This window comes from Planococcus sp. CPCC 101016, from assembly GCF_007859295.1.
GTDB lineage: Bacteria > Bacillota > Bacilli > Bacillales_A > Planococcaceae > Planococcus.
This window is the reverse complement of the sequence record NZ_VOHB01000002.1, coordinates 105,932-123,475: the sequence shown is the minus strand read 5'-3', so window position 1 is coordinate 123,475 and position 17,544 is coordinate 105,932. Positions and strand designations below refer to the sequence as shown.

Annotated in this window: 15 protein-coding genes and 2 riboswitches; of the genes, 8 read left to right on the top strand and 7 right to left on the bottom strand. The window is 46.0% G+C overall.

What is annotated here, in order from left to right; translation table 11 throughout:
• Nucleotides 1–19: 19 nt before the first annotated feature.
• Together FQV26_RS00580 and FQV26_RS00575 are read left to right on the top strand one after the other, a co-directional pair.
• The gene (locus tag FQV26_RS00580) at nt 20–1,018 is read left to right on the top strand and encodes a FecCD family ABC transporter permease (protein WP_146555441.1); all 999 of its coding nucleotides are present in this window, start codon (nt 20–22) and stop codon (nt 1,016–1,018) included.
• Nucleotides 1,015–2,022: a FecCD family ABC transporter permease gene (locus tag FQV26_RS00575; RefSeq protein WP_146555440.1), complete on the top strand. Its 1,008-nt coding sequence runs from the start codon at nt 1,015–1,017 to the stop codon at nt 2,020–2,022. Before FQV26_RS00580 ends, FQV26_RS00575 begins: the two co-directional genes overlap by 4 nt.
• A 139-nt stretch (nt 2,023–2,161) precedes the next feature.
• Here the strand turns inward: FQV26_RS00575 and FQV26_RS00570 are convergent, their stop codons facing one another.
• Nucleotides 2,162–3,166, bottom strand: coding sequence for an EAL domain-containing protein (locus tag FQV26_RS00570; RefSeq protein WP_146555439.1), 1,005 nt, complete (start codon nt 3,164–3,166; stop codon nt 2,162–2,164).
• Between the two features lie 254 nt (nt 3,167–3,420).
• Here FQV26_RS00570 and FQV26_RS00565 point away from each other — a divergent pair, with 254 nt between their 5' ends.
• The gene (locus tag FQV26_RS00565) at nt 3,421–3,957 is read left to right on the top strand and encodes a dihydrofolate reductase family protein (RefSeq protein ID WP_146555438.1); all 537 of its coding nucleotides are present in this window, start codon (nt 3,421–3,423) and stop codon (nt 3,955–3,957) included.
• A gap of 47 nt (nt 3,958–4,004) precedes the next feature.
• Here the strand turns inward: FQV26_RS00565 and FQV26_RS00560 are convergent, their stop codons facing one another.
• The 5 genes from FQV26_RS00560 to mtnK all read right to left on the bottom strand — a co-directional run bounded on the left by FQV26_RS00560 (nt 4,005) and on the right by mtnK (nt 9,914).
• Complete coding sequence (locus tag FQV26_RS00560) at nt 4,005–5,042, bottom strand: ABC transporter permease (RefSeq protein ID WP_146555437.1); 1,038 nt, start codon at nt 5,040–5,042, stop codon at nt 4,005–4,007.
• Nucleotides 4,966–6,522: a sugar ABC transporter ATP-binding protein gene (locus tag FQV26_RS00555; RefSeq protein WP_146555436.1), complete on the bottom strand. Its 1,557-nt coding sequence runs from the start codon at nt 6,520–6,522 to the stop codon at nt 4,966–4,968. The genes FQV26_RS00560 and FQV26_RS00555 overlap by 77 nt, the downstream gene beginning before the upstream one ends.
• 64 nt (nt 6,523–6,586) lie before the next feature.
• Nucleotides 6,587–7,669: a sugar ABC transporter substrate-binding protein gene (locus tag FQV26_RS00550; protein ID WP_146555435.1), complete on the bottom strand. Its 1,083-nt coding sequence runs from the start codon at nt 7,667–7,669 to the stop codon at nt 6,587–6,589.
• On the bottom strand, nt 7,666–8,727 hold the full coding sequence (gene mtnA / locus FQV26_RS00545; protein WP_146555434.1) for an S-methyl-5-thioribose-1-phosphate isomerase: 1,062 nt from the start codon (nt 8,725–8,727) through the stop codon (nt 7,666–7,668). The genes FQV26_RS00550 and mtnA overlap by 4 nt, the downstream gene beginning before the upstream one ends.
• Nucleotides 8,724–9,914 (bottom strand): S-methyl-5-thioribose kinase, encoded by a 1,191-nt coding sequence (mtnK, locus tag FQV26_RS00540; RefSeq protein ID WP_146555433.1) that lies wholly within the window; start codon nt 9,912–9,914, stop codon nt 8,724–8,726. The genes mtnA and mtnK overlap by 4 nt, the downstream gene beginning before the upstream one ends.
• A gap of 75 nt (nt 9,915–9,989) precedes the next feature.
• Nucleotides 9,990–10,143, bottom strand: a riboswitch (SAM riboswitch).
• Between the two features lie 211 nt (nt 10,144–10,354).
• Nucleotides 10,355–10,464: riboswitch (SAM riboswitch) on the top strand.
• Nucleotides 10,465–10,537: 73 nt separating this feature from the next.
• Between mtnK and mtnW the strand changes: the two genes are divergently transcribed.
• The 5 genes from mtnW to FQV26_RS00515 all read left to right on the top strand — a co-directional run bounded on the left by mtnW (nt 10,538) and on the right by FQV26_RS00515 (nt 16,945).
• The gene (mtnW, locus tag FQV26_RS00535; protein ID WP_146555432.1) at nt 10,538–11,752 is read left to right on the top strand and encodes a 2,3-diketo-5-methylthiopentyl-1-phosphate enolase; all 1,215 of its coding nucleotides are present in this window, start codon (nt 10,538–10,540) and stop codon (nt 11,750–11,752) included.
• Between the two features lie 5 nt (nt 11,753–11,757).
• Entirely contained in the window at nt 11,758–12,423 is a 666-nt protein-coding gene (locus tag FQV26_RS00530; protein WP_146555431.1) for a 2-hydroxy-3-keto-5-methylthiopentenyl-1-phosphate phosphatase, read from the top strand.
• Complete coding sequence (locus FQV26_RS00525; protein ID WP_146555430.1) at nt 12,420–13,034, top strand: methylthioribulose 1-phosphate dehydratase; 615 nt, start codon at nt 12,420–12,422, stop codon at nt 13,032–13,034. The genes FQV26_RS00530 and FQV26_RS00525 overlap by 4 nt, the downstream gene beginning before the upstream one ends.
• Before the next feature lie 15 nt (nt 13,035–13,049).
• The gene (locus FQV26_RS00520) at nt 13,050–13,586 is read left to right on the top strand and encodes a 1,2-dihydroxy-3-keto-5-methylthiopentene dioxygenase (RefSeq protein ID WP_146555429.1); all 537 of its coding nucleotides are present in this window, start codon (nt 13,050–13,052) and stop codon (nt 13,584–13,586) included.
• Nucleotides 13,587–13,720: 134 nt separating this feature from the next.
• Entirely contained in the window at nt 13,721–16,945 is a 3,225-nt protein-coding gene (locus FQV26_RS00515; protein ID WP_146555428.1) for a hypothetical protein, read from the top strand.
• A 93-nt stretch (nt 16,946–17,038) separates the two neighbouring features.
• On the opposite strand, the gene FQV26_RS00510 is transcribed toward FQV26_RS00515, so the two are convergent.
• Nucleotides 17,039–17,494 carry a hypothetical protein gene (locus FQV26_RS00510; RefSeq protein WP_146555427.1) on the bottom strand — a complete coding sequence of 152 codons (456 nt, stop codon included), beginning with the start codon at nt 17,492–17,494 and terminating at the stop codon, nt 17,039–17,041.
• Nucleotides 17,495–17,544: the final 50 nt, after the last annotated feature.

Here is a 17,544-nt window from a genome sequence, read left to right as displayed (position 1 = left end):
TAGGAAAAGATGATGATTAATGAGTCCTAAAATTCCCTTTCCAATGAAATTTATCTTAAGTCTGCTCCTACTGGTGCTTACGCTTATCGTCTCATTGATTTTTGGAGCGGCGGACATCAGCCTGAAGGAAGTAGGGCTGGCCTTGTTTTCTACCAGCTCTAGTGATGGCATCGGCGTCATTCGTGAAATCCGGCTGCCGCGTGAAGTTGCGGCCATCTTCGTAGGTGCCGCCCTTGCAGTGTCAGGAGCGATGATGCAGGGCATGACCCGCAATCCGCTGGCCGATCCAGGTCTTCTTGGCCTGACGGCAGGAGCCAATGCGGCTCTTGCTTTCACATTGGCATTCATCCCAGCCGCCAATTATTTTGGCATTATGATTGCCTGCTTTATCGGCGCTGCTGTAGGTGCAGGCTTGGTGTTTGGCATCGGCGCTGCGAAAAAAGGCGGCTTTTCCCCTTTCCGAATTGTTCTTGCAGGCGCTGCCATTTCGGCCTTTCTGACAGCAATTGCTGAAGGCATCGGTTTGTACTTCAATATCTCAAAAAACGTTTCCCAGTGGACTGCCGGCGGATTGATTGGCACCTCTTGGGGTCAGCTGCAGGTAGTTGTCCCATTCATAGCGGTGTCTCTGCTCATTGCGCTGCTATTGTCCCGGCAATTGACCATTCTCAGTTTGAGCGAAGAAGCTGCAATAGGTTTGGGCCAGAAAACGGCACAAATCAAAGCAATTCTTTTTGTCATTATCACCCTCCTTGCAGGTGCCGCCGTTGCACTTGCCGGCAATATGGCTTTTATCGGGCTAATGATTCCACATGTGGTGCGGGCGATTGTCGGAACTGATTACCGCTTCATCCTTCCAATGTCTGCAGTGGCCGGTGCCATTTTCATGCTGCTCGCCGATCTGATTGGCCGGACTATCAATTCACCATACGAAACACCGGTTGCAGCAATTATCGCGATCATTGGATTGCCATTCTTCCTGATTATTGTCCGTAAAGGAGGGAAAGCATTCGCATGATCCATCCAGGTTTACTTAAAAAACAACGTATTTCGTTCTATCTGTTGCTTGCTTTAATCGTTTTAACAGTGGTCGCCAGTATGGGCCTTGGCTATTCCCCTATTTCCTATGACCGTCTATTACCGGCAATTTTCGGACAAGGGACGTTTAAGGAAGACTTTATCCTGTTTTCCATTCGGCTTCCGCGTGTTTTAATCACGTTGCTGGCCGGTATGGCGCTGGCTTTATCCGGTGCGATTTTGCAAAGTGTAACGCGCAATGATTTGGCAGACCCTGGGATCATTGGCATCAACTCTGGAGCCGGCGTCGCCATTGCGGTGTTCTTCCTGTTCATTCCGGTAGAGGCTGGCGCTTTTGTTTACCTGCTGCCGCTTGTGGCATTTGGCGGAGCACTTGCGACCGCTGCACTTATTTACGCATTCTCTTACTCCCGCACTACTGGCTTGCAGCCAATCCGTTTGGTACTTGTCGGAATTGGCTTTTCAATGGCCTTGTCCGGAGTCATGATCGTGTTGATTTCTTCGGCAGAACCTGAAAAAGTCGACTTCATCGCAAGTTGGCTGGCCGGCAATATTTGGGGAGCTGATTGGCCATTCATTGTGGCCATTCTGCCATGGCTGCTGGTGCTGATCCCCTTCACCCTCTATAAAGCCAATCGAATGAATGTCCTGGGTCTCAGCGATCCAGTCGCTGTCGGCATAGGCGTTTCCATCGAAAAGGAAAGGCTGGGATTGCTGATCGCCGCTGTTGCGCTTGCTGCAGCAGCTGTCTCGGTTACTGGCGGAATCGCGTTCATCGGCCTGATGGCACCGCATATCGCCAAATCTCTCGTCGGCCCGCGTCATCAACTGTTTCTGCCGCTTGCTATTTTAATCGGCGGCTGGCTGTTGCTATTGGCGGATACCGTCGGCCGCAACCTGCTCGAACCTTCTGGAATTCCAGCAGGCATCATGGCCGCGCTGATCGGCGCTCCTTATTTCATTTACTTGCTGCTAAAAAAATGACAAACGAAAACACAGGAATCTTCTTAGCGAAGGTTCCTGTGTTTTTATTTTCATGTAAATGGTTCTATGAAAATTTCGTTTTTCCATAAAATCATAGTTAGATAAAACCCAACAACCTTCTTCGGTTCTGGGTTTTGTTTTATACTTCTATTTGCTTTTTGTATAAAGGCGATGCTGCCGGCTTGCCGAAATAATAGCCTTGGAATAATTGATAGCCTTGCTGTTTTAGCCAGTCAAAGTCTTTCTGGGTTTCGATTCCTTCCGCTAATGGAACAGAGCCGATCTCCAATGCTTTCTTCAGAAACTTATCGGCAATTCTTTGCTTTTCGGGATCAGTCGAGACATCTTGAACAAATTGCATATCCAGTTTCATATACTTTGGCCTAAGATCCGCCAGCATTTCAATTGTGCTATACCCCTCACCCACATCATCCAAGGCATAGTCGAATCCCTTTTCCTTGTAATAAGCCAGGATTTTCTTCAAATGATCCAAGTCGTCCACTTTTTCTGTTTCCACCACTTCAAATACCAAGGATTTCGGATCTACCCCTAATTGCTGAGACAACGAAATCGTCGAGCGCAGACAAAATTCAGGTGAATAAATGGAGGTAGGAATAAAGTTGATGAAGGCCTTTTCCTTTTTCAGTACAGCCGCATATTTCACCGCAGTCATTCGGCAAACCCGGTCTAGTGCATAAAGACGACCGCGGGTTTTTGCTGCAGGGAAAATCTCATTCGGATAAATCATCGAACCGTCTTCATTTTGGAAACGCGCCAGCATTTCGTAGGCAAAGATGTTTTCATCGGCATCCACAATCGGCTGGTAATGGCACGTCAGCCGTTCATTTTTGATGACCTCGTCAATCCATTCGGTTGCAAAAACCTGGCTCATTTCCCTTAAAGGCTGCCATGCTTCCTGATCGATACGGAACACGGCTTGGTCTAAATCCAACAGGTCCGCGCAAAAATCCAGAAATTCACGGGCTCCTTTTTCAGTCATCTGCAACTTGTTTTTTTTCTGGACGACTTCAATTTCTCTTCTCTTCAAATGATCTAAGACTATCTGCAAAACGGAAAGATTTGTTTCACCTTCCAGTTTGATTTCAAACTTAATGGCTGCTACTGAACAGCTATTGCATTGCACACTGCTTCACTCCCTGCTATATAGTACTTATAGTTTACTTTATATGTCATAAGAGATGTTAGTTTTTTGTTAAAAAGTTCAAATTTTTCTTTATCCTTTCTAGTCTATTCTCAAGAATATTTTTCAGCACCCTTCTTAATTAAAGGGTATTTCCAGTTAAGCTAGAATTTATTTTAGTATATGGGAATACGCTAACTCTGCTTTGCAACTAAAACAAAAGCCCGCTCTTATTTCATTCACAAAGGAGAATGGTCATGGGAAAAATCATTGTAGCGATGTATCTTACGCTTGATGGGGTCATGGAAGAGCCGTCGTGGACTGCACCTTATTGGGACGACGAAATAGCGAAGTTCCAGCTGGATTTGCTGTTCGGCAGCGACGCCCTCCTGCTTGGCCGGGTAACGTATGAAGGATTTGCGGCAGCTTGGCCAGCGGCGGAAGATGAAGAAGGGTTTGCTGACCGGATGAACAAATTGCCGAAGTATGTGGCTTCCACTAGCTTGAAGCGTACAGAATGGAATGCGCGCCTTATTACCACCCATGTCCCTCAGGAAGTCGCCAGACTGAAAAAAACGGGACAGCGGCTCTTAGTCTACGGCAGTGCCGAGCTCATTGAAACCTTGCTGAAGCATGATTTAATCGATGAATTGCACCTCATGACATTCCCGCTGGTTTTAGGGGAAGGCAAACGGTTGTTCAAGGAAAACGCCGATCAGAAAATGTTCAACCTCCAGGAAATCCGTTCGACAGACGCCGGTGTTCTGATCGCCAGCTATACTCCGGACAGATAAACCCAAAACAAAAAGCTCCCCTAAAGGGAGCCTTTTTGTTTGGGCCATCATGTCTTGCTGAATTTCTTTTTGGCGTAGACATAGGTGACTGCCAATGCAGCGACCAGCACGCCTCCTTTGATAATATCGAAAGCGTAGTAAGGAAGGTTCAAAATCGTTAAGCCGTTCAACAGGATACCGATGACTGCAGCTCCGAAAAATGTACCGAGCGCATTCGGTTTGCCTGCTCCTAACACCGAGTAGCCGACAAAGACAGCTGCAACAGCTTCCATCATCAATGGAGCTCCCGCATCAATCTGCCCCGAACCTACGCGGGCTGTAAACAGGATACCGGCCATGGAAGCAAAGATACCTGAAACGACGTAAGCGGTAAACTTCACTTTTTTTACGCTGACACCTGACAAGGTAGCTGCTTCCGCATTTCCACCAGTCATATAAAGCACTCTTCCCCAGCGTGTATGGTTGAGGATGACGTAAGAAGCGAGAACCATCACCAACATGATCCAAACCGGAACGGGCAGACCCAGCATCTGCCCTTGACCGATCCACAAAAATGCTTCCGATAGCTGTCCAGGAGCAGTCCCACCCGAAGTCAGAGGCATATTGTTATAGATGGAGTAGCCTTCCGTATACGTACGGTGCAAACCGGCGACGATATACATCATGCTCAAAGTTGCCAGCAAATCCGGAATGCCTATTACAACAATAAGGAAGCTATTGACCGCTCCGACTGCAACCCCAATAAGCAGCGGCAAGACCAACACAAGCCACAACGGCATATCATACCAAACCATCAATGAGGCAGCAACGACCGTAGACAGAGACATTGTCGAACCTACAGAAAGATCAAAGCCATCCACCACCAAAGTGAACGTCACCCCTAAAGCCAATAAAGTGACGATGGAAATGGAGCGCAGGATGTCTGTGAAATTGCCATATGTGAAAAAGGCATCACTGATTGTGCTGAAATAAAAGATGATAAAGACCAGCAGCGCAATGGCGCCATATTTAAATAGAAACTGAATTGCGTTGTCTTTCACCGAGCTTTTGTTCTTCCCCAAGTTCTTCTTTTCCGCCGCTTGCATACAATAAAATCCTTTCTTGGGTCGCTTCTTGTCGTGATAGTTCTTTCACGATTTGACCATTGTACATTACCAGAATACGATCGGAGATTCCGATGGCTTCATGAATTTCACTTGAAAAATATAAACACCCTTTGCCGTTTTCGGCCAATTGGCGAATCAATTTAAATATATCGACTTTGGCTCCGATGTCTACGCCTTTGGTCGGCTCATCGAACAAGTACAAGGCCGAATCGAGGGAAATCCATTTGCCGATTGCTACTTTTTGTTGATTTCCTCCACTTAAGTGAATAAGCGGTGTTTCGGTATTATTGGTTTTGATGCGCAGCCGTTCAATGATTTGATCAGCAAAGCGCTTTTCTTCTTTACGATCCATCAATAGACGCTTGGAAAATTTCTTCAGGTTCGGAAATGAAGCGTTGGTTTCCAGTGACTCCTGAACAAATAACCCTTCTTTTCTGCGTTCCTCAGGAATCAGTGCCATTCCTGCTTTGATGGCATCTGCTGGGTGTTTGATTTTAGCTGTTTTTCCTGACAGCTTAATCGTACCCGAGGTTAAAGGAGTGCCGCCAAACAATGCTTTCGCCAGTTCCGTTTTGCCTGCACCCACCAAACCGACGACACCAACCACTTCACCACGTGCAACCGTCAGCGACAAGTCTTTGAGCTTTTGGCCATCCGATAAATTTTCCACTTCCAGCAACGTCGTACCGATGTCGTGCGCCCGCGGTTCCAGCTCATTGCTTAGCGCTGCCCCGAGCATTGCTTCAATGACCTGATCTTGATCAGCTTCCGAAGTCTCATAGGTTTTGACAAGGGTGCCTTCCCGCATAACCGTGATCCGGTCGCTGATTTCAAACACTTCAGGCAAACGGTGGGAAATGAAAACACATCCTACACCCTGTGCTTTTAATTTCGTGATGACAGCATACAGTTTTTCCGATTCATGAATCGACAGCGGCGCTGTCGGTTCATCGAATATGATGATTTTTGCGGAGTGGACCAAGGCTCTTGCGATTAACACCATCTGTTTTTCCGCCAATGTCAGGTTTGCAGCTTTTTGCTGGACATCGATGCTTTCCGCTTGAAGCTCAAGCAATGCCGAATAAGCCCGCTTGTTGATTTTCTGTTTAGAGACGAAGGGATTGCCCTTCTCTGCAAACGTGTCGAGAAGAATATTTTCCCCAACCGTCAATTCCGCCACAATTGCAGTGTCCACTTCCTGATAGACGCAGTAGATTCCTTGCTCTTTGGCCGCTTTCGGTGATTCCAGTCGAATATCTGAACCGTCCAGGCGAATCTTTCCTTCATCCTGCGGATAGACTCCTGATAAAATCTTGATCAATGTGCTTTTTCCTGCTCCGTTGACGCCAAGAATGGCATGGACTTCTCCTTTATTCAACTGGAATTCCGCTCCTTGAAGCGCCGTCACTGGGCCGAATTTTTTTCCAATGGCGGTCATGGAAAGTAAAAGTTCTCCCATAGAAATGCCCCTTTCTGCTAAAAGAGCTGTCCCTATCGTTCAGGACAGCTCGAAATGGTGAAGTTTATTGGCCTTCCAATTCGCGCAGGTCGTCTGTATAACCTTGGTCGCTTGCGCCCCAGCCTTCCACGTATTCGCTCAATTCTTCGGTTGTTACCGTTTCTTCCGGCAAGCTCTCCGCTTCAACAAAAACCGGCTCTAAAATCACTTTTTCTTCCGGCTGTTCGCCGTTTAATAGCTGGTACAGGTAACGCACTTGAATGCGCCCGATATCTGTCGGGTCTACAGCTGCAGAAGCTACCCATGGGCTATTTTCTTTTTGCATCAATTGCAGATCCTCATCACTCATATCAATGCCGTACACTTTAATGTCTGTGCGTCCCGCCTGTTCAATTGCGCGGACAGCGCCTTTGGCGAATTCATCCCAAGAAGCCCATACTGCTGTAATGTCACCTTCATTTGGATATTGCTTCAATACCGCTTCCATCTGTGACTGTGTATCCAATGCCGTATTATTGGTTGCCGCACCAAACGATGTGACTTCCTGAATGCCCGGGTTGTCCGTTAGGAATTTTTCATACGCCACTTGACGTCTTTCCATCGGAGCAAATCCAGCTGTCCAGATTTTAACGATATTGGCTTCACCATTGCTATCTTCAGCCAACTTTTCCAAGGTCATTTCAGCCATTTTCTGATCGCCTTGTTCCAAAGATACAACGCCTTCTACATCGATGCCTGCATCAAACGCTACTACTGGAATCCCAGCTTCGAGCGCCTTTTCTACACCTTGGTTCAAGGCTTCTTTTGTCCCATGGTCAATTAAGATGCCATCGACACCCTGGTTGATAGCGGCATCAAGATTGGACGCCATTTTCGCCAAATCACCTTCGGAAGTGAAAACAGTCGCTTTTCCGCCGAATTTCTCGACTTGTTCTTCTACCCCTGCAATATACTGGGCAGAAAATGTACCCAGGTTAATTTGCATAATCAATGCAATTTCCTTGCCTGCAAGTGGATGGTCTGAAGCATTGCCTTCAGTGCCTGAAGAAGTTGCTTCTTCGCTGACCTCTCCTTTTGGTTGGCAAGCAGCCAATAACATACTGATCAACAAGAGTGCGGCAAGCAGCCAGATGGATTGTTTTTTCATATTCTTTCTCCTTTTCCTGTAGATGCGCCAAGCAAATCAGGGATGTTTTTTGAGTAATCTTCATTGATGATGCCTTTTTCGGTAATAATTGCGGTAATCAAATGCGACGGTGTCACATCAAATGCCGGATTGAATACTTTTGTGCCGAGAGGAGCAACCGGCTGGCCGCTCATATGGGTAATTTCCTCCGGGTTGCGCTCTTCAATCGGAATCGCTGATCCGTCTTCAATCGATAAATCGAAAGTGGACGCTGGAGCTGCTACATAAAACGGGATGTTGAAAGCCGATGCAAGCAACGCCAAATTATAAGTTCCGATTTTATTAGCCGTGTCACCATTGGCAGCAATCCGGTCGGCACCGACAATAATGGCTTCGATTCCTTTGGCTCCAATGGTGTGCGCAGCCATGCTATCTGTGATCAAAGTGACATCGACTCCCGACTGCTGCAGTTCCCAAACCGTTAAACGCGCCCCTTGATAAACGGGCCGTGTTTCGCATGCGTATACTTCAAACTGGCGGCCGCGTTCGCTGCCGAGATGAAATGGCGCTAAGGCTGTGCCGTATTTGGCGGTAGCAATGGATCCGGCGTTGCAGATGGTCATCACCTTTGTTTGACCTTGAAGCAATACCAGCGCATGCTCGCCGATTCGACGGCAGGATTCTTCATCTTCGCTGTGGACTTTAACTGCTTCTGCCAGCAGCAAAAGTTTGGCTTGTTTTACGTTCTCCGTTTCTCGGAGCTTGTCTTTTAAACGGCTGAGCGCCCAGCCAAGGTTAACGGCGGTCGGTCTTGAAGCATTCAAATACGCTGCGTCTTTTTCCACATATTGCTGGAAAGCTTCCAGCGAATCCGTGTTATGCCGCTGAGCGCCGATAGCCAATCCGTATGCCGCAGTAATGCCGATTGCCGGAGCACCACGAACTTTCAGTGAAAAAATGGCTTCATAGACGTCTTCCACGGTTTCAAGCGTTACGTATTCGATCGTATGCGGCAGTTTCTGCTGGTCGAGAATGGTCAACTGCTGGCCATCCCATTTAATGGACAATGGAATGCTCATTTATGTGCCTCCTCTATAATTCGCAGTACATCATTGATCGATGCTGTTTGCTGACGCTGTAAAATCAATTTCCGTCCAGTTTCCAGCGTCTTTCCTTTGGAATTGATTCGTTTTTCGGTATCTTCAATGCTGTCCAGGTCTTTGACATGCGCCAAGCCAATCGTCCGGCGGATCAATTCGCAGCCTGCAAAACCGACTGCATCTGTCAGCACTTTTCCTAGTACATACTCCAAATAGCCTTCTGTTTCTTTGAACGATTCAACGCTCTGCGTTGTCCATAGCTCAGTGAAGCGGGAAGCGAAAACTTCCCATGTCTTTTCAATCTGATCCACAATCACCTGACGCTCTTCACCTTCTCGCGTGATCGACTGAAAAACAAGGTTCGCCAGGAACAAACCGACATCAAATCCGATGGGTCCGTAAAAACCGAACTCGGGATCGATTACCTTGGTTTCCGTTTGGCTCGCAAAAATACTGCCTGTGTGCAGGTCGCCATGCAGCAAAGCTTCCGCTTCGGTTAAAAAGCTTTTCTTCAATTTTGCCACTTCAAGCTGAAGTTTCCGGTCATTCCAAATCGCTTCTACAGCAGACTGGAGCTGCGATTCGTAATCATTCGTATCCATGTCGAAGAAAGGATCAGTGAAGATGAGGTCTTCCGTGATTTTACAGAGTTCTGGATTGGAAAACTCAGCAGCCAGTTTCTTTTTCTCAAAAGGATGTAAGCCGTAATCTGATGTATGGAATAAAGTCTCGGCCAGGTATTCGCCGATATCCTGTGACAGTCTAGGGAAATTCTGTCCCTCGATCAAGCCTTCACGCGCAATAACCAAATGAGACAAATCTTCCATCACGGTAATTGCCAGCGCTTCGTCAGTTGCATAGACAGCTGGTACCAAGGAAGGGACAAACTCTCCGTGCTTTCTCAGAACATTGGCTTCGATCGTCGCTCGCTTCAATGTCAGCGGCCAGCTTTCACCGACGACCTTGGCGTACGGCAAGGCCTGCTTGATAATCAATCGCTCGCCGGTTTTCGCATCTTCAATTTGAAAAACATAATTCAAATTCCCTTCACCGATTTCCCGGCAAGTTAAATGGGCTGCAGGATCAAATGTATGGACAGCTTTTGCTAAGGCGATAGCTGTTGCTTCAGTTAATGCTTTATAGGTGCTTGGAGCCGTAAGAGTCATAGTTATTCTTCCTTTCATGTGCAATATAAAAAGCCTCTTTCTAGAAGAAAGAGGCCAGAATAATAGATTCCATGCCTCTTATCTTTCAGAAAATAAATTTCTGATGGAATTAGCACCGTGCCTTGCAGGATTTTCATCCTGGCGCAAATGCGCCCCGTCTCACAACGGTATTACAGTCGGTTGCTGGGCGTCATTGGGCCAAAATCCCTCTGCCAGCTCTTGATAAGAGTACTACTTGTATTATTATTAAGTTTATGAAGAGAATCCTATCACGATTCAGAATTAACTGTCAACGCATTTTTCTATTAAAATCAATTTTATGACAATGGAGTTGACAGATTTCTGTGCACATGAAATAATCAGAATTACTTTACTGTTAGTGAATTGACTTAACTATTTTGGATTGAACCTATAAAACTGACTTATCAAATTTCATACCTTTCTTATTCAGAGCAGGTGGAGGGACAAGCCCTACGATACCCGGCAACCGGTCCAACTACGGACACGGTGCTAATTCTTGCAGCCAGAACGGATGGCTGAGAAATAAGAAGTTGTTAAAGTCCTTAACCTCTTCTTATTTGAAGAGGTTTTTATTTTTTAATTTGCATGGGAGTGTGGAATAGATGAGCATCTTGACTGCTAGTTATCAATTGTACGGAAAGCCCGGTTCGTTCGAGAAAAAAGCGGAAGGCATTGCCCTTGGCCTGACAATCGGTTCCTGGACTGATTTGCCTTTGCTTGAACAGGAACAGTTAAAACATCATAAAGGAAATGTCGTTTCCATAGATGAATTCGAAGAACATCCGCATCCACTGAAGCCGGATTTAATAAGAGCGGAAGTTGCGATTGCCTACCCAAGCGTTAATTTTTCAGCGGATTTGCCGGCCATCTTAACTACGGTTTTCGGCAAGCTGTCTCTGGATGGCGAAGTGAAGCTATTGGATCTGGATTTCAGCCATGATCTGCTCAGCCATTTTCCTGGACCCCGTTTCGGTATTGAAGAAATTCGGAATACACTCGGTGTAACCGGAAGGCCGCTCCTCATGAGTATTTTCAAAGGTGTCATCGGCCGTGACTTGGATTTTCTGGCTGATCAATTGCGTGAACAAGCTTTAGGCGGTGTAGATCTGGTCAAAGATGATGAAATTTTATTCGATAACCCGCTGACTCCATTTGAAAAACGGATTACTACCGGTAAAGAAGTGCTGCAGAATGTCTACGAAGAAACAGGCCACCGTACGCTTTATGCAGTAAACCTGTCAGGCAGAACTTCCGAATTGCGAGGCAAGGCACGAAGAGCGCGCGAACTAGGGGCCGATGCTTTGTTGTTCAACGTTCATGCATACGGTATGGATGTGCTGCAGGAACTGGCGGAAGATGATGAAATCGCTTTGCCGCTAATGGCACACCCTGCTTTCAGCGGCGCCTTCACTTCTTCAGCCTTCTATGGTCTTGCCACTCCGCTGGCTCTTGGAAAACTGATTCGCTATGCAGGCGCTGATTTTTCACTGTTTCCTTCCCCTTACGGCAGTGTCGCTTTGGAAAAATCAGCGGCTCTTGCACTTGGCAAAGAGCTGACAAAAGACAGTCCACTAAAACGGAGCTTCCCGGTTCCTTCTGCCGGTATCCACCCGGGGCTTGTACCTTTGCTGCTGGCTGATTACGAAATTGACAGTGTCATTAATGCCGGCGGCGGTGTCCATGGACATCCGGCTGGAGCAGCAGGCGGCGGCCGTGCTTTCAGACAGGCGATCGATGCTGTGTTGCAGGGAGAAACTTTGCAGGATGCCGCCAAACAACACGAAGAACTACAAACTGCTCTTGAGCTGTGGGGGTGAACAGATTGAACAAACCGATTATTTTTTGCGATTTTGATGGTACTGTAACAGCCAATGACAACATCATTGCCATTATGAAAGAATTTAATCCGCCTAGCTGGGAACTGGTAAAAGACCAGATCCTTGACCAATCCATCTCCATACGTGAGGGTGTTGCGAAAATGTTTTCCCTTCTTCCGGTTTCGGCAAAAGACGAAATCATTTCCTATGTTTTGGAACAGGCGGAAATACGAGAAGGCTTCAGCGACTTTGTCGCTTATACAAAAAAACAGGAGCTTTCACTGTACATTGTCAGTGGCGGAATCGACTTTTTTGTCTATCCGCTGCTTGAACCTTTCGGGCCTTTTGATGGCATTTATTGCAACAGTGCGGACTTTTCAAGTGATGTCATCAACTTGGAATTCCCCCATGGCTGCGACGAAAAGTGCAACAGCCAAGGTTGTGGATGCTGTAAACCATCCGTCATCCGGGATCTTTTAGGTGCTGATGCAAAAAGTATTGTCATTGGAGATTCCATCAGCGACTGGGAAGCTGCAAAAGAAGCGGATTTCGTCATCGCGCGGGATTTGTTGGCTGAAAAATGCCAAGAGGCCGGCATCGATTACGAACCGTTTGAAACTTTCCACGAAGTGATTGCGATTGTCGATGAATATATAGGAGTGAAGTCATGACAGCATTACGTGAAAAATGGCTGGAATTGGCGGATGTAAAAGATGAATTGGCAGTTCGCGATTGGTTTATGGGAACCAGCGGGAATCTCGCCATCAAAGTGGCGGATGAACCGCTCGAATTTCTCGTTACCGCCAGCGGAAAAGATAAGAAAAAACGCACCGATGAAGACTTTCTGCTTGTTGATGCTAATGGACAGCCAGCAGCCGAAACATCGTTGAAACCGTCTGCTGAGACTTTATTGCACTGCGCAATCTATGGAAAAACTCAGGCTGGCTGCAGTCTCCACGTTCATACAGTCGCCAACAATGTCATTTCTGAACTATATGGAGACGCTGGAAAAATTGATTTCCAGGGACAGGAACTGATCAAGGCCTTTGGGTTATGGGAAGAAGACGCGGTACTGACTATTCCCATCATTCCTAACCACGCCGATATCCCGAGACTTGCTAAAGCCTTTGAACCTTATATTACTGCTGATAAAGGGGCGGTACTAATCCGCAACCACGGCATCACCGTTTGGGGAAAAAACGGCTTTGAAGCGAAAAAACTGCTTGAAGCCAGTGAGTTTTTATTTCAATACCAATTAGCGTTGCAACTACACTCAAAATAAGAGAGGAAGATTTAAATGGCGATTATCAAAATTCAAGGAACAAACGAAACGATTGAAGCACAAAACGAAGTGGCGGCATTCCTGGAGCAGCAAGAAGTAGTTTATGAGCATTGGGACATCAACAAATTACCAGAGCCTCTTCGCGAAAAGTTTGATTTAAGCGATGAAGAAAAAGACGAAATTCTTCAAGCCTTTAAAACGGAAATCGATGACATTTCAGAACGCCGCGGCTACCAGGCAGCAGACATTATTTCTTTGTCTGATTCCAATCCGAAATTGGACGAGCTGCTGAAAAACTTCCAGCGCAAACATATCCATACGGACGACGAAGTCCGCTATATCGTTAGCGGGCATGGAGTCTTCATCATTCAAGGAAAAGACGAACGCTTTTTTGAAGTTCACCTGACACCGGGCGACTTGATTTCGGTTCCTGAAAATATCACACATTACTTCACTCTAGCTGATGACCGCAAAGTTGTAGCAATCCGCATCTTCGTTACAACCGAAGGCTGGGTACCGGTTTATCAAGAAGAAAGCAATGTGCAAAACTAATAATTGCAGAAAAGACCCGAACCATTCGGGTCTTTTTTATTTTTAAAAAATAGGTAATTTTTTTCTAATTTTTATGATATTTAAGCTATAATGTCTTTTGAGTTATATTTTGTAAATGGAAAAGAGTGATTTTAATGAAGAAGACGCTTCTGCCTTTATTGGCAGTGGTCATTTTACTTGTACTCCCTATTATCATTTGGTTTTTTAAGGAAGAAAAAATAGTAAACATTGCGATTATTGATAAGACCGTTCCCACAGAAAGTTTCAGAGAGCATATAGGGCTGACGTGGTTGTTGAACCATCATCGTTATGTTACTGAATCTGGAGATGTGTACAAAGCGGATGAGCATTATTATGGATTTGTGCCGGACGAAAAAGCGAAAAGCTACACGATCCGTGATTTGCCTGAAGACTTGTCTGGAACCGACCTTATTTACTTGGCTGATTCCTACGGTGTCTATGAAGAAGATCTTCCTTGGCAATCTTCCGAAAAAAAACCAGGAAGTTCCTCTATGATTGCCGGGGGACTCGATATGAGTGAATGGCAGACCATTAAACAGCAGGTTCAGTCTCAAGGAACGGACTTGATTGTCGAGTTTAATACATTTGCCTCCCCTACTCCGAAAGATGTCGCCCAGGATATGAATGAGTTTCTGGGATTGGAATGGAGCGGCTGGAGCGGGCGCTATTTTGCAGATCTTCATTCCTCTGATGGCGAAGTTCCTCAATGGATCGTTGACAACTATGAAAAAAATGATGTGAACTGGGACTTTGAAGGTGCTGGATTTGTTCTGGTTAACGATGCCACAGGTGAAATCGTGGTTCTTTCCGAAGAGGATGGCGAAGTGGGCAGCGGCGGAATCCGCCTTGCCTATTCAGAACAAGGCAAAGAGCATTTTGGTTTAACAGACAGCCCTTCTTTCGGTTATTGGTTTGATATTAACCAGGCTGCTGCAGGCACTGAAATTCTGGCCAACTACCAATGGGATCTCCAAGATGCCGGGAGCAAAAAGTTAGAAGATGCTGGCATTCCTGAGAACTTTCCAGCTCTTTTCCATCAATCTAAATCTGAAGCTGACCTTTATTATTTTGCAGGAGATTTTGTTGATATTGACGACACCCCGAGCTTCTACCGCTATTCCGGCTTTTCGAAACTCCGGTCTTTCCTTTCCATGGAGTCGCTCGATGCTGAGAAGAGTTTTTATTGGCAGACTTATGTCCCGATGATGGAAACCATCCTGGCCAACACAGAAAACAAAACAGTCGCGGTGGAAACTGGCAATGGCAATGAAAAAACACCCCCTGCTGCCATTCTCGCTGAAGCGGAAGGCATTGCTTATCCTTCACGTGTAAATGGACAGGCATTTGAAGTCTACCAGGACGGCAAATGGCAGCCCTTTACCATTAAGGGAGTTAATATGGGAATGGCTAAGCCGGGAACGTTTCCAGGTGAAGCAGCAATTACGCGTGAAGAGTACGAACGTTGGTTTCAGCAAATAGATGAAATGAACGCCAATGCCATCCGCGTCTATACGCTTCATCCACCAGCATTCTATGAAGCATTTGCTGCTCATAATGCCACCGCAAAAGAACCGCTTTACCTGTATCATGGTGTCTGGATTGACGAAGAACCATTGATTGAGACTCTGGATGCCTTTACTCCTGAAATCACCGGGAGTTTCCAAGCTGAAATCGAAACAATTGTGGATGTCATACACGGTGATGCAGTCGTAGACCAGAAACCTGGTCATTCTCACGGCACCTATGAAGCCGATATCTCCCCTTATGTTATCGGTTGGATGATTGGAATCGAATGGAACCCAGAAACCGTTTATCAGATGGGAATCGATTACCCAAAACTGGGGGATTATAAAGGCACTTATGTATATACAGAAGAGGCCAATCCGATGGAGCATTGGCTTGCACAGCAGCTGGACCATCTTGCCGCCTATGAAATGAAAGAACACGAGAGTATGCGTCCCTTAAGCTTTACAAACTGGGTAACGACCGACAACCTTGAACATCCGGCAGAACCAAGTTACCTGGAAGACTTAGCTACAGTCGATCCAAATCACATTAAAACAAAAGGCATTGCGGATACAGTCGGCACGTTTGCATCCTACCATGTCTATCCTTATTACCCTGATTTCTTGAATCTGGAAGAGCGCTATACCGAATACGTCGACCATCGTGGTGAATTCAACAACTATGCCGGCTACTTGCATGATTTGCAGGAATCACATGATATGCCTATCCTTATCGCCGAGTTCGGCGTTCCGGCTTCACGCGGAATGACCCACGAAAATCCCTTCGGTTGGAATCAAGGATTCATTTCCGAGCAACAACAAGGGGAAATCGTCAGCCATCTGTATGAAGACATAATTGAAGAAGGTATGTTGGGTGGGATGGTCTTCACTTGGCAGGATGAGTGGTTCAAGCGTACTTGGAATACGATGGATTACGACAATCCGGACGAACGGCCATTCTGGTCCAATGCTCAGACCAACGAGCAGCAATTTGGTCTGCTAAGCTTTGACCGCCATAAAGTAAAAGTCGATGGCGAAGATGACTGGACAGACGGCGACACTCTTTATGAAAAGAAAGATGGAGCGCTCAAAACCCTCACAATGGATTCCGATGAGCGGTATGTATACGTCAAAGTCCAATTCGATTCAACTGACGCAAACTGGTGGAGCGAACAGGACTTCAATCTTTATTTCAGTGTCCGGGAAGATAGCGGCATTGCAGTTGATGCTTTGAAGAAAGAAGAGTTTCTTGCTGATTTCCATCTGAAAGTGGAAGGACTGGAAAAGGCACGTTTGTTGGTGGCTGGCGATTACGACAGCTTCTATTATGATTATCATAATGTCTTGAAAATGATTCCGGCAGAAGAGAAAATTGAATCGACTTTCCACCCAATCCGTCTGGCCTTGAACAAGGAATTTGTACGTCCAGATAACGGTGAAGTTCATCCGTTCGATGCTTACGAAACGGGAATCCTGCGATTCGGGATTGCTAACCCCGAGCACGAAGACTATGACTCTCTGAACGATTATTATTACGACAAAGAGACGGGGATTATGGAGATCCGAATTCCCTGGATGCTGCTGAACGCAAAAGATCCGGCAAAACGAGAATTTCTGGGCGATCTACAGAAAGAAGGCATAGAAGCTTCCAAAACGATTGAAGGGTTAGGTGTTACAGCAAGCCTAACCGATCCAAATGGAAAAGCCGTTGAAACCTTCGATGCCGCTCAAGCGGCTCAGTACTCCTGGGAAACCTGGGGATTGCCAAAATCCGAAGAGCGTCTGAAGGAATCGTATTATACTCTTCAAAAGACTTTTGGACAGACAGAATAAAACAAGCCCGACACGGTTGATTCCGTGTCGGGCTTTTTCATTGGAATTTTGGTTAATTCTAAGTTATAAAACCACCCACTTCATTGAATTGCACTAGCTTAACAGCCATGGGATAGTAACCTCCATTTCAAATTGAATCGCTGGCTCAGGAAATCCTTCCGGCAATAGCATTAAATCTTCACTGAAGCCTAACTCTATACCGTGATACGTAGCGAAATGCGGCGAAGATACCTCACTGCCTTTTTGAGTGGGCACCCATAATTGAGGGCCTTTAATTATTCTGCCGACAATATGATAAAAGACTCCGTACAAATGTGTTCCATTGTCCTTTTCCATGTAGTGAGAGATCTCGCCTTCTTTACGTGGATCAATGCCAAGTGAATCAAAAACTCCTTTATACGTTGAAGGAAAATCAGTACAGGCTAAAACATAATTAGCGCAATAATCACATGTGCAATCTTCCGTGATTAAATGATAGTCAGTATAAAAATCCAATGTTTTGTCCATATCAACCTCAATTACCCAAGCACCCATTTTTATTCGCTCCATGGCTTTCCACTTCTTTCTCAATTGATATTTTTTATTACATGATAAGCTTC